Annotated in this window: 11 protein-coding genes; all 11 read right to left on the bottom strand. The window is 41.6% G+C overall.

Annotation, left to right across the window (positions count from 1 at the left end):
• Window positions 1-6: 6 nt before the first annotated feature.
• The 11 genes from recN to ACFILA_RS04625 all read right to left on the bottom strand — a co-directional run bounded on the left by recN (window position 7) and on the right by ACFILA_RS04625 (window position 13,671).
• The gene (gene recN, locus ACFILA_RS04675) at window positions 7-1,668 is read right to left on the bottom strand and encodes a DNA repair protein RecN (protein ID WP_375660744.1); all 1,662 of its coding nucleotides are present in this window, start codon (window positions 1,666-1,668) and stop codon (window positions 7-9) included.
• A gap of 6 nt (window positions 1,669-1,674) precedes the next feature.
• Entirely contained in the window at window positions 1,675-2,568 is an 894-nt protein-coding gene (locus tag ACFILA_RS04670; RefSeq protein WP_273790773.1) for an outer membrane protein assembly factor BamD, read from the bottom strand.
• Between the two features lie 160 nt (window positions 2,569-2,728).
• A complete protein-coding gene (lpxC, locus tag ACFILA_RS04665; protein WP_375637669.1) occupies window positions 2,729-3,613 on the bottom strand; it encodes a UDP-3-O-acyl-N-acetylglucosamine deacetylase in 885 nt (294 codons plus the stop codon).
• A gap of 216 nt (window positions 3,614-3,829) precedes the next feature.
• Window positions 3,830-5,602, bottom strand: a complete 1,773-nt coding sequence (ftsZ, locus tag ACFILA_RS04660) for a cell division protein FtsZ (RefSeq protein WP_375660020.1) — start codon at window positions 5,600-5,602, stop codon at window positions 3,830-3,832.
• 63 nt (window positions 5,603-5,665) lie between these two features.
• Entirely contained in the window at window positions 5,666-6,967 is a 1,302-nt protein-coding gene (ftsA, locus tag ACFILA_RS04655) for a cell division protein FtsA (protein ID WP_273790775.1), read from the bottom strand.
• The gene (locus tag ACFILA_RS04650; RefSeq protein ID WP_375660743.1) at window positions 6,964-7,875 is read right to left on the bottom strand and encodes a cell division protein FtsQ/DivIB; all 912 of its coding nucleotides are present in this window, start codon (window positions 7,873-7,875) and stop codon (window positions 6,964-6,966) included. Before ACFILA_RS04650 ends, ftsA begins: the two co-directional genes overlap by 4 nt.
• A complete protein-coding gene (locus ACFILA_RS04645; RefSeq protein WP_375631176.1) occupies window positions 7,863-8,783 on the bottom strand; it encodes a D-alanine--D-alanine ligase in 921 nt (306 codons plus the stop codon). Before ACFILA_RS04645 ends, ACFILA_RS04650 begins: the two co-directional genes overlap by 13 nt.
• Window positions 8,784-9,021: 238 nt before the next feature.
• Window positions 9,022-9,999 (bottom strand): UDP-N-acetylmuramate dehydrogenase, encoded by a 978-nt coding sequence (murB, locus tag ACFILA_RS04640; RefSeq protein WP_273790778.1) that lies wholly within the window; start codon window positions 9,997-9,999, stop codon window positions 9,022-9,024.
• On the bottom strand, window positions 9,977-11,404 hold the full coding sequence (murC, locus tag ACFILA_RS04635; protein ID WP_375660742.1) for a UDP-N-acetylmuramate--L-alanine ligase: 1,428 nt from the start codon (window positions 11,402-11,404) through the stop codon (window positions 9,977-9,979). Before murC ends, murB begins: the two co-directional genes overlap by 23 nt.
• Window positions 11,388-12,524: an undecaprenyldiphospho-muramoylpentapeptide beta-N-acetylglucosaminyltransferase gene (gene murG / locus ACFILA_RS04630; protein WP_375660741.1), complete on the bottom strand. Its 1,137-nt coding sequence runs from the start codon at window positions 12,522-12,524 to the stop codon at window positions 11,388-11,390. The genes murC and murG overlap by 17 nt, the downstream gene beginning before the upstream one ends.
• Window positions 12,517-13,671: an FtsW/RodA/SpoVE family cell cycle protein gene (locus ACFILA_RS04625; RefSeq protein ID WP_375660740.1), complete on the bottom strand. Its 1,155-nt coding sequence runs from the start codon at window positions 13,669-13,671 to the stop codon at window positions 12,517-12,519. Before ACFILA_RS04625 ends, murG begins: the two co-directional genes overlap by 8 nt.
• Window positions 13,672-13,765 lie beyond the last annotated feature (94 nt).

The raw sequence follows: 13,765 nt of genomic DNA, 5'->3' as shown, positions 1-13,765 counted from the left end.
TTACCTTTATGCTAGAAGCTTTTGAGCCGCTGCACGCGCTTCTTCAGTAATCTGTTCTCCAGCCAACATACGGGCAATTTCTTCTGCACGCTCATGCTCTTCCATTTTATGAATCGCAGTAACAAAGCGTCCTTTATCCTGACTCTCAATTTTTGAAATAAGAAAATGACCATGCGCTTTCGATGCAACCTGTGGAGCATGCGTAATAGCGAAAACTTGGACATGTTCTGATAAGCGTTGCAACCGTTGCCCAATAGCCGCTGCAACAGCCCCCCCAACGCCTGTATCAATTTCATCAAAAATCAGCGTCGGTGCTGATCCTCGATCAGATAAAACAACTTTTAATGCCAGCAAAAAACGAGATAATTCACCGCCAGAAGCCACACTAAGCATGGGACCGGCCCGTGTGCCAGGATTTGTTCGTACCCAATATTCAACACGATCACATCCCTCTGCACTCCGCTTTTCCATATCACTTTGCATTTCAACAATAAATTCAGCCCTCTCTAATTTCAATGCCGGTAGCTCAGCCATCACGCTTTCAGACAAGTGCTTTGCAACCTCTTGACGTTTTATTGACAACGCTTGCGCTAACATATCATAATTTTTTTGTGCTTGTCTTGCCTCATCTTCAAAACGTGTCAATATAGTCTGAGCCTCTTCAAAATCAGCGAGTTCTGCGTCCATTTTATCGCGTAACTGAATCAATTCATCCGCAGAAACTTGATATTTACGAGCAAAACCCCGAAGAGAAAAAAGACGCTCTTCTATCCGTTCCAATTCATCAGGTTCAAAATCTAATGCTCGTATTGCCGTCTCAATACCTTCTTGTGCTGTTGCAAGTGCATGCAATGCCTCATCAATAGATTTCACCACTGGTACAATAAGTTCTTGCGCCTCAGGAATTTTCCGCTCCAAACGCCTCACCAAATTAGAAAGTACTGGGATTGGTGATTTTTGACCCGTTAAAAGATCATCCGCTTCTTTAATATCTGTCGCTATTTTTTCTAATTTAAGCATATCAGCACGACGAAGAGAAAGAGCTTCCTCTTCACCAACTTTAAAATCAAGCTTTTCAAGCTCTTCTACACACGCACGAAGATAATCAACCTCACGTACGGCACTCTCTACTTTAAGACGCTGCCGTTGCAAACGCTCCTCAAATTCACGCCATGAGTGATAACACTGACGCAAATTTTCCACTTCATCTTCAAGACCACCAAAGGCATCTAATAATTGGCGATGTGTAACAACATCAACAAGCGCACGATCATCATGTTGTCCATGGATTTCAACCAGCAAACGGCCAACACTCCGCATCAATGCAACACTAGACACCTGATCATTGATAAAAACACGGCTACGTCCATCACTTGATTGCACACGCCGTAAAATAATATCACCCTCATCATCAAGACCATTCTCACGAATAAGTTGACGTGCAGGATGTGAAACAGACACATCAAAAACAGCTGTGACCTGCCCGCGGTCAGCACCATGACGCACAAGCGAAGCATCACCCCGCCCCCCTAGAGCAAGTGATAAAGCATCAAGGAGAATAGACTTCCCCGCACCTGTTTCTCCAGTTAAAACCGTCAACCCCGCCGTAAAATGAATATCAAGCGTTTCGATCAAAACAATATTATGAATCGAAAGCTGTACCAACATAGAGAATCAACGTACCCTCTTCTTATCACCACCTAAAGCATTTGAGATCCAAGAAGATTTATGCTCACGTGGCGATATTTTATTCTTCTGCAAGAGATTATAAGAAAATTTATACCACTCACTTTTGGGATAATTACGTCCTAAAATAGCTGCTGCCGTCTGTGCTTCCGCCGTTAAGCCGAGAGCAAGATTAACCTCAGTCAAGCGGAAAAGCGCTTCTTCAATTTGATTTGTATCAGAATACTCTTCAACCACGGTACGAAACCGTCTACTTGCCGCAAGGTAACGCCGCCCCTCTTCATAATAACGGCCAATCTGCATTTCTTTACCAGCCAGCTGTTCGCGACCAAAACGGATTTTATCCTTAGCATCCTTGACATACTCAGAATTAGGATAACGCTCTATAAGAAGCTGCATAGCAGCAATAGCACGTTTCGTATCACGTTGATCACGTGTAACATCAGGAATCCGACGGAAAGAAGAAAGACCAATAATATAATACGCATAAGCCGAGTCAGTCGACCCTGGATAAAGAGTAATATAGCGTTGAGCCATACTAATTGAATCATCATACTTTCCGAGTCGATAATTAGTAAAAGCACCCATGACCAAAGATTTACGCCCCCAGTCTGTATAAGCGTACTGTTTTTCAATCTTCAAAAACTTCTTCGATGCATCCCCAAGCCGCCCACTTTCAAGGCTAGCAAGCGCCTGATTATAGAGAACATCTGGTGGCTCTATTTTCAAAACATAAGCAGATGGATCAAGGGTTTTTTTCTCTTTAAAGAGACATCCCGCTAACATACAGGTGCTTCCTAAAAGTACCACCCCCAATATCTTGCGTACAATGTTAGATTTTCTATATGTCATATTTCCAATGCACACATGAGATTTTTTCATAGTTTTTCCGGCCTCCAGAGAATATCACCTTGTAGCAAAAACAATTTATTAAAGTTTTTATACCATATCACTTTAAAATCCACATAACCAATTTAGCAGTTTAGGTCAATCATCCCCTTAAAAATCAAATAAACGATAAAAAAATCTTGTCAATTTTCTTTTACTCTTTCCCTAAAAAGCTTTTTTGGTAATATGATTCGTCTGCCAAAACAGCTTTCACCAATTGCGCATTAATTCTATGCCCACTACAATAAGAACGAAATAATCCAATAAAAGGTGCTCCCAGCAAAGCAGTATCACCAATCGCATCAAGCATCTTGTGCCGAACACATTCATTCTCCCAATAAGGACCATCGGGATTTAAAATTTTATCATTAAGGTCGATAACAAGAGAATTTTCCAAAGAAGCACCTCTCGCCTTTCCAGAAAGCCTTAATTCTTCCACGTCTTTGATAAAACCAAAAGTGCGCGCACGTGACAAATCATCCCTAAACCCTCGTGTGGTAAGATCAAAACTGAAATGTTGCTTACCAATAGCAGAAGAAGGAAAAGAGATCGTTATATCAAAACGACGTCCATCGAATGGCAAAAGCTCTGCAACACCATGAGATCCTTCAACTCGCACCGGCTTTTTTATAATGAAATAAGAACGCAACGCATTTTGCTGTACAATACCAACATCTTCAAAAGCTTGGCAATATAGCCACGCTGAACCATCCAAAATAGGAATCTCATTATGTGACACTTCAATAACAAGATTATCCAAATTATAAGCAGCAATTGCTGCCATCAAATGTTCAATTGTTTCAACCCTTACATCTCCATCTCCAAGTACTGTTGATAATTCAGTTTCTCCTGTTTGCGATGCATGAGCTTGAAATATTTTCTCTGTTCCGTCTAATCCACAACGCTTAAAAACAATACCACACCCAACATCCGCTGGACAAACCTTTACCACTGACAAACAGCCACTGTGAACGCCAATCCCCTTAAATGTTACTGCTTTTTTAAGAGTAGACTGATATTTTGGTACTAAATTCATCATAATCATTTTATTAAATTGCTTGTACATCTTTTAACAAAATTTATAAAATTATAAAGAATATTCATAGTAAATAATAAAAAAAAACCGCTTATAATAAGCGGTTTTTTTTAAAACAAAGTATTTTATCCAAAAAACAGCAATATATTTTACTGTATAATTTTTGACTGATCATTAAAGAAATAATAAATTTTCTTACTTTATCTCACTTTTCATCAATTAATTTGCCTGACGACGTAAAAATGCTGGTATTTCCAACTGATCTTCTTCACTTATAAAAGTACGTTGATCTTGTGGTACCTGAGGGTGCAGCTCACCAGAACGACGTGGAACATACACAGAAGCATCTTGAGAAAGCGCCTGAGAATTTTTATTGTAAACATGAGACTCTTTCTGCTGAGATGATCTAACAGCAGGCTCCAGCCTCGCTTCTGGCTCAGTTTCTTCACGATGTGTCAAGCTCTGTTTCAAACGCTGCCAAAGATTACGAGGACCTTGATCAGTCACAAATGTTCTTTGACTTTGTCCATGAGCAACAGGAGGAAAATCCTTTAACTCAGGCATACGCATTGGAGCGCGCGCTTGCATTTGTTGCATTTGTTTTGGTTGCACTGGCTTTTCTTTTTGCTTCACAACCCCTGTCATCTCATCAAGAACATGTGCTGTTGCCTCCATACTCACAGGAGCTGTCATCGCCTGTTGAGAACCACGGCTTACTTGCATACGAGGCACATTGGATCTCTGTTCCTGAACAGCATTTGAACCATACGCAACAGCATTCGTGGCACTTCGTGTCGTCATTGCTTCTGCAGGTTGTGCAAAAATTTGACTTTTGGGACGGAACTGTTCTCCGGTTGATTTACCCTTCTCTATTTCAAGTGATTCGATCACTTCTACCATTGACTCAGAACGCAGAGGCGATGACTGAACATGAAAAGAACTGTGTGACGTTCCAGGATCGCTCTTGCGTATTGAAGAAGCAGGTCTTTGAATCTGAGGATGAGAGGACTGAACAACATCACTAACTTCACGATCAATACCGGTGGCAACCACAGAAACACGAATAACACCTTCCAATGACTCATCATCAATAGCGCCAAAGATCACATTCGCATCAGCATCCACTTCTTCACGAATACGATTAGCAGCTTCATCAACCTCAAAGAGAGTCATATCACGACCACCCGTAATAGAAATCAATAAACCACGCGCCCCACGCATAGAGGTATCATCCAACAGTGGGTTTGCAATAGCAGCTTCAGCCGCAGCCAAAGCACGCCCATCACCAGATGCCTCACCCGTTCCCATCATGGCTCGCCCCATTTCGTGCATAACAGAACGAACATCAGCAAAATCAAGGTTAATTAAACCCTCTTTAATCATCAAATCCGTAATGGAAGCAACACCAGAATAAAGCACTTGGTCAGCCATAGCAAAAGCATCAGCAAACGTTGTCTTATCATTTGCAATACGGAAAAGATTTTGATTGGGTATAACAATCAATGTATCGACAGACTTTTGTAATTCTTCAATACCAGCCTCTGCCGTTTTCATACGACGTGCGCCTTCAAACTGAAACGGCTTTGTCACAACACCAACAGTCAAAATACCTTTTTCACGCGCTGCGCGAGCAACAACGGGAGCAGCTCCTGTTCCAGTTCCTCCCCCCATACCAGCAGTAATGAAAACCATATGAGAGTCTGCAAGATGATCAATAATTTCATCAATACATTCCTCTGCTGCCGCTTGTCCAACTTCCGGCAAAGCCCCAGCACCCAAACCTTCTGTCACAGCTGCCCCAAGTTGGATAACACGTTCAGCCTTTGACATAGCCAAAGCCTGTGCATCCGTATTTGCAACAACAAAGTCAACTCCCTGAAGACCAGCATTTATCATATTATTCACGGCATTCCCGCCACCACCTCCAACACCAAAAACGGTAATGCGTGGCTTCAATTCCGCGATATCTGGCCGATGCAGATTAATCGTCATTTTCTTTTCCTTCTCATAAGACACCGCAAGCCAAAGCGATGAAATTTATCCAACTAGACTTAACTAAAAACTCTCACGCAACCACTCACCAACACGCTGAAAATACCCACGCGTGCCCATCGATAAATGATTTCCTGCCGCCTGCATTGTTTTTTCTTCAAAACCCACCAATTGCGGATAAATTAACAACCCAACAGCAGATGTAAACGCCGCCCCTTTTGCAAGAGAAGGAAGCCTCGAAATACCTAAAGGCCGCCCGATACGAACATTTCTTCCTAATATAGTACGTGCCATTTCTGGCAATCCTGTTAACTGGCTTGCTCCCCCCGTCAAAATAACACGTTTACCAATGATGTGACCAAAACCAGAACGATTTAAACAATCACGGACCATTTCTAAAATTTCTTCAACACGCGCACGAATGATACGCCCAAGAACCGCGCGAGGATATTGAGTTTCACGCTGTTCACTCCCAATTTCTGCTACATTAATCATTTGCCGCTCATCAGCACTTGTTAAAAGTGCTGAACCATAAACAACTTTTAAACGTTCCGCCTCTGTTAAAGACATAGAAAATCCGCGCGCAACATCAAGAGTGACATGATGCCCCCCAACAGCAAGAGCATCCGCATGAATAAATTTTCCTTCAAAAAACACTGAAAATGTTGTTGTTCCACCACCAAAATCAATACATGCAGCCCCTAAATGCGCCTCATCATTCATCAAGACAGCAAGACCACTTGCAAAGGGAGTAGCAACCATTGCTTCAACACTCAAATGTGCACGATTAATACAAGTTTCTAAATTACGCAAAGAGGCTGTTTCTGCTGTTACCACATGCACGTCGACACCAAATGTTTCCCCTGCCATGCCAATAGGATCAAAAATTCCTTTATCTCCATCCAATACATAAGAAACTGGAACTGAGTGCATAACATGACGTTCAGCATCAAAGGCTTTACGCGAAACATCTGAAAAGGCCATACGCATATCACGCTTGGTGACTTCACGACCATTCAAATGGACCTTTCCATTAATCAAAGCACTTTGTAATCGACTTGAGGAAAAATTCACAATCACTGAATCCACCACCAAACCCGCCATTTTTTCTGCCGCATCAACAGCCAATCTTATTGATTGTTCTGCTGCAAACATATCCATGACAACACCGGATTTAATACCACGTGAACGCTGCACTCCAAAGCCTAGAATTTCCGTAGAATGTGTACGACCATGTAAATAGTGTGCATGCTTCAAAGGACGCAAACAAGCAATAAGACAAACAATCTTACTTGAACCGACATCAAGTACCGTTAAAAAACGTGTTTTACGCCCCTTCAAATGATGTGATCTGAGTAGCATCATAGGCTTCCTGCCTTTCGCGCTTTTAAAATACGTTCTTCTTCTGCTACAGTAGCATGATAACGCTCCAACGTTTCATCTGATAAAGAAACAGTAATTCGATCAGCAAGACGTAAATCAATACTGAGAATATCGCGAGATAAAAGATCTTGCATTGTACCGGACGAAAAAAGAGAAGAAAGCCTTTCAAGAGCACCATTTTCAGGCAACATAACGCGCATTCCATTATTCAAAACAAGATCCCAACGTCGATCACCTACCCGCACAAAAGCACGAATACGATCATATACTTCCGGATAGACTGACAGCGCTTGAATAAACACTTTAGCAGCATTTTGTGCCCCCTGCCCAACCACAAGAGGTAAATCCCGAACAATTTCCCCTTTAAAAGGCACAATGACACGACCTGTATTATCAACAATATCCATTATGCCATCATGTTGCCAAATGGCATAGGGTTCACGCTCCACGATGGAAATGCGCATTTTATTAGGATAAATTTTCTGAACATTAGCCGATTGCACCCAAGCCTGTTTTTCCAAAAGAGAACGCGCTCTTTCAACATCAAAAGTGAATATAGAAGGCGCAACATCAAGTTTTAAAATTTTAAAAATATCCTGCTTTGCCAAGCGCTTATTACCGCTTATATCAACATGAGTGACCACAAAACTACTATCCAATATGATCGTGTTTACGATCACAGCCATCTGACCACTTGATGAAAGTCCATAAAAAGCCGTAACAAAGAAAAACCATACAACAGCAAAAGAGCCAAAATGGCGTGGAATATGAATATTAACAAAAACAAACTCAAACATAAACCGAAGAAAACGACGATAAAGACGTGGCAAAGCCGGCACTGAAAGCACCTCCATCGGAACATTTGTTTTACTAACATTCAACGCATACATGATGCGTCCTCCACCATCCATTGAACAATATCGCCGTAAGTACGGCCGCTCGCTTTTGCAATATCAGGAAGAAGAGACGTCGATGTCATACCGGGTTGCGTATTAATTTCAAGCCAAACCAACTCTCCCGTTTTTTCATCAAAACGAAAATCAGAACGGCTAACACCTCGACACCCTATCGCCTGATGGGCTGCTAAAGACATTCTTTGCACACTTTGGTAAATATTTAGTGAAAGTTGTGCAGGACAAATGTGAAGAGAACCACCCGTTTTATATTTTGAGTCATAATCGTAGAATGGAAAGTGTTTATCGGGAAGAATTTCACACACATCCAGCACTTCATTCCCCAAAACAGCACAAGTCAATTCACGACCAGGAATATATTTTTCAATCATCACCTCATCGGCATATCCCCACTCAGCTCCCCCAATATTATGCGGCGGTACAGCTTCATTTCCTTGGACAATGACAACACCAAAACTTGATCCTTCACACACAGGTTTAATTACATAAGGAGGCTCCATGGGATGCGTTCGGCCCAAAGCAAAGCGGCTCATGATACGAGAAGGAGCAACACAAACCCCAACATTTGCAACGATAATTTTTGCACGTCCCTTATCCATTGCCAAAGCAGATGCCATCACGCCAGAATGAGTATAAGGAATTTTTAAATATTCAAGAATCCCCTGAATCCGGCCATCTTCACCAAATGGACCATGCAATGCATTGAAGGCAATATCGGGCTGCAACTGTTCAAGAACAGAAGCAATACGAGCATCAACATCCACGCGGCTCACGCGATACCCCTGTACCTCTAGAACATCAGCACAAGCCGCCCCTGAAGATAAACTTACAGACCGCTCAGAAGAAAAACCTCCCATTAACACAGCTATATGTTTATCTTTCATAATAAATCACCCTCTTTCGCATACTATATGTAGTCTATATAGAATACATCAGCACCATATACAGGAAAAACAAAGTTTATCCTTGCGAATCAATAACCTAGCATTTTGCATAATGAATCAGACTCAAAAGCCTGATGCAAGAGATTCTTTGTTAATTTATTGATTCTTAATAGAAATTTTTTATTATCTCTTTGAAATGACTCAATTTTTTATTTTCACTTTTTTAGTGAACAATAAATCAATGAAATGGATCAAAAGGAGAAACACTTCGACCACGCTCAAATTGACCAATACGCTCTATTTCCCATTGTAAAAGGTGGGCTGAATTTGCAAAAACACGTGCACGCACTGTTTCTCCCAATGCTTCAAGATCATATCCTGTTGCTTGCCCTGTATTAATCATAAAATTACAGTGCATTTCACTCATTTGAGCGCCACCAATCCGTAAACCACGACACCCTGCTTCATCAATCACGCGCCACGCAGATCCATTCCCAGGATTTTTGAAAGTTGACCCCCCTGTTTTTTCACGAATAGGTTGCACTGTTTCTCTGTGGAGGGCAACTTCATCCATAGCAGCACGAATATCATCTTTATTGCCGAGTTTTCCTTCCAATAAAGCAGCCGTAAAAATAAAATCTTTAGGAACATCACAATGGCGATAGGAATAATGCATATCTTTCACACTCAAGATATGACGTTGCCCTTTACGATCCAGAGCATAGACCTCGACAACACGCGCTGCGGTTTCAACACCATTCGCACCAGCGTTCATTTTGAGAGCTCCTCCAAGACCTCCAGGAATACCATGATAAAAATGAAAACCTGCAATCTCAGCTTCTAAAGCGGCAGCAGCTAAATGTTTATCCGCCGCACCAGCACCAACTAAAAAGCCTTTTGGAGAAACCTGCTTCACTTGCCCAAAACTTTTTGGCGAAAGACGAATCACAACACCAGGAACCCCCCCATCCCGCACCAGAAGATTAGAACCGATACCGACAATTGTTACAGGAACAAATTCAGGCAAATTTTGAAGAAAGAGAGCCAAATCTTCTTCATCAACAGGCTGATAAAAAAGCTCTGCCAATCCGCCCGTGCGAAACCACGTTACCTTACGCATCTCAACATTAGGTGTAAGTTTTCCTCTCACGCCACCCAACAATGGTTGCAATTGCGCCAATAGCGCCTCACCATCAATGTGCTGAAAATTTATCATGACCATCCAATACCGCTAACTGATGAGGCAACGCACAAGCCCATTGTGTGATATTGCCAGCACCAAGAAAAACAACATAATCCTCTGCCTGAGCAAATTTTGAGACAAGAGACACAACATCTTCCAAACCATGTATCAAGCGCACATCACGATGACCCGCCATTTTAATATGCTCTACCAATTCTTGAGAACCAAATCCTACAATAGGCTCTTCACCAGCCGCATAAACGGGCGTAATCAACACTGTATCTGCATCATTAAAACAAGCAGCAAAATCATCAAATAAATGATACAACCGTGAATACCGATGGGGTTGTGCAATCGCAATAACACGCCCTTTTGCACTCTCACGTGCAGCACGCAAAACAGCCTTTATTTCGACAGGATGATGTCCATAATCATCAAATATTTCAATGCCACGCCAACTTCCTGTTCGCGTAAAACGCCGTTTTACTCCGCCAAATTCTGCTAAGCCCCTTTTTATAGCTTCATTTGAAATGCCAAGTTCATGCGCAATAGCAATTGCCGCCGTTGCATTGGCAACATTATGCTGCCCTGCCATAGGCAAAAGCATATTTTTCAACTCAATCTTTCTTCCTGTTTTGCGTGAGCGAACAAGAACATCAAAATGCGTTTTTTGACCATCCATCGAAAGATTAAAAAAACGAACATCTGCTTGTGGATTTGCACCATAAGTGATCACCCAACGATCATCAATACGGCCCGCCAATGACTGAACCTCTGGATGATCAAGGCACAAAACAGCAAAACCATAAAAAGGAACATTTTCTACGAATTGCCGAAAAGCCTCACGCACAGCATCAAAACTTCCATAATGATCCAAATGCTCAGCGTCAATATTAGTAATAACAGCAATATCAGCAGGCAGCTTTAAAAATGTACCATCACTTTCATCAGCTTCAACAATCATCCAATCGCCATCTCCTGTACGAGAATTCGTACCATAAGCATTAATAATACCGCCATTAATCACCACTGGATCAAAATGACCAGCATCAAGAAGGGCTGCAACCATTGATGTGGTTGTTGTTTTACCATGTGTACCACCCACCGCAATTGCACGCCGAAACCGCATCAGCTCCGCCAGCATTTCTGCACGTCTAACAAGCGGTAAATGTCTTTCCTTTGCAGCAATATACTCAGGATTTGTTTTTTTAACGGCAGTAGAAAAAACAACAACCTCTGCATTCCCTAAGTTTTCAGCACAATGACCTATATGAACGTTAATTCCCTTTTTCCGCAAACGTTCAACATTTGCACTTTCAACTTGATCTGACCCTTGAATTTTATAGCCAAGATTATAAAAAACCTCCGCAATTCCACTCATACCGATCCCCCCGATTCCGATAAAATGGATAACGCCTATATCAAGTGGCATTTTCATTAAAAAGCTCCTCTTTTATATCTGACAACAATCGCCCTGCAATTAAGAATTCAGCCATATCAGCAAGGCAACGGGTTGCATGAGGTTGCCCAACTTTTTTTGCAGCAAGCGCTTGTTTTTCCAATAAATGGGGTGCACAACAAGCGTGCATTAAAAGAGAAAAAAGCTTTTGTGCATTCAAATCTTTTTCTGATACAATTTGCGCACCACCTACACGAGCAAGCAGAGCTGCATTGGCAGCCTGATCATGATCTAAAGCATGGGGATAGGGAACAAGCAAAGCAGGTCTACCAATCACCGCTATCTCACAAACGGACGAAGCCCCAGCGCGCGACAAAATAAAATGAGCATGTGCCATACGTTCAGCCATATCATCAAAAAAAGGAGCAACCTCTGCTTGTACGCCCATATCACGGTAGATTTTGATCAACCCTCCTGCTTCACCGCGAACTTGCTGTACAATTCGTAAACGTTTACGGTTCTTATCATCGAATAAAGCAATAGCTTCTGGAACAATATGTGAAAAAGCAGAAGCCCCTTGGCTACCTCCAAAAATCAAAAAATTAAATGGCTTTTCCCCCTCTGAAGAATGATAAGGAATTTTGGCCGCCTTCAACACAGCCTCACGGACAGGATTCCCCGTCAAAAGTATTTTATGAGCATAAGCGCCATTTGGCGACAACAAACCACCAGCGATTGCACGCACAAAAATTGCCAACACCCGATTGGCACGCCCCATAACAGCATTTTGTTCATGAATAAATGTCACACGCCTCGTTAAAGCCGCAATAAAAAGAGGAGGAAAGCTCGGATACCCCCCAAATCCTCCAACAAGAACAGGACGTAATTTATAAAGCAACGCCAACGATTGCCCCATTCCCCTTAGCAAAGACCAAAACGTCTTTATCAGAGCAAAAGGATGACGTCGTATAAACGTTGCCGATGAAACGATATGAATATGCTCTTCATCAAAGCACCGAACAAAAGGTCGTGCTCTTTCATCTGTTATTAAATGAACATCATATCCACGCTTCCTTAATTCAACAGAAAGGGCTTCAGCAGGAAAAAGATGTCCACCTGTACCACCAGCCACCAAAACAATAACTTTTTTATCACTCATAAGGGGTATCCAATACAGAAGAGGAAGAAAAAGCTGAAAGGCGTGCTTCTGGCCAACGACGTGTTAAACTAAGCAAAATGCCCATTGAAAACGCAATCGCCACCATCGAAGAACCACCGTAAGAAATAAAAGGCAATGTCATGCCTTTTGGAGGAATTAAGTGAAGATTAACGGCCATATTAATAGCTGATTGAAAGCCAATCATCATTGCTATGCCAGTAATACCAAGACGTATAAAGGAATCACGTGTATTCATGGCTATATATAATGAACGCATAACGATAAAGCCAAACAGCATCATAATTAATAAACAAAGAATAATACCATATTCTTCAGCAGCAACGGAAAATACAAAATCTGTATGGCTATCAGGAATGATACGTTTTACTGTTCCCTCCCCAGGACCTTGCCCAAACCAACCACCATTCAAAATAGCCTCACGTCCTACATCCACTTGAAAAGTATCTCCTTCACCTGTCAAAAAACCATTGATACGCTCGCGCACATGATGCAGAAAAAGATAAGCTAAAATAATTCCTACAACGCCTAAAATGAGAAAGAGAAAAATAATAGTAAGAGGTACACCAGCAATAAAAAACAGCCCCCCCCATGTCGCACTTATTAAAACTGTTTGTCCAATATCAGGCTGCAAAACCAGAAGCACACAACAAATGCCATAAAGTACAATCGCTAACGTATAACCTAGAATTCCCCTCTTGCGTATCTGTTCCGAAAAAAGCCAAGCGGACATAACCACAAAAGCTGGCTTCATAAACTCTGAAGCCTGTACAGAAAAACCAAATAGCTGAATCCATCGCCGTGCTCCCTTTAATTCTGGACCAAAAAATAAGGTTGCAACCATAAGAGCAAGCGTTACAATGAGCAAAAGAGCACATAAACGACGAATATTAGAAAGCGAAAAAAAAGAAATGGTAACCATCGTAAAAAATGCTAAAATGCTGAAAATGATATGCCACCGAACAAAATAAAAACTATCAGCAATTCCGATTTTTTTTGTAATAATGGGGCTGGCAGCAAAAGACAGCATAATGCCAATTCCCATTAAAATTAAACAAGCTGCAAAGATAGAGCGATCAATCGTCCACCACCAATTAGCAATTGGATCTCTATCTGCACGCGTCACCATGATATACACACCTTATCCATTTTATAAATTGTCTCAAAGTGATATGGTTTCCCAGCCTGTTTAACAAACACTTTAAAAACTAAATTACACAAAA

It is taken from the genome of Bartonella sp. CL71SXKL, assembly GCF_042194935.1.
Lineage (GTDB): Bacteria > Pseudomonadota > Alphaproteobacteria > Rhizobiales > Rhizobiaceae > Bartonella.
Note: the sequence above shows the minus strand (reverse complement) of the source record. Positions and strands in the feature narration are given on the sequence as shown.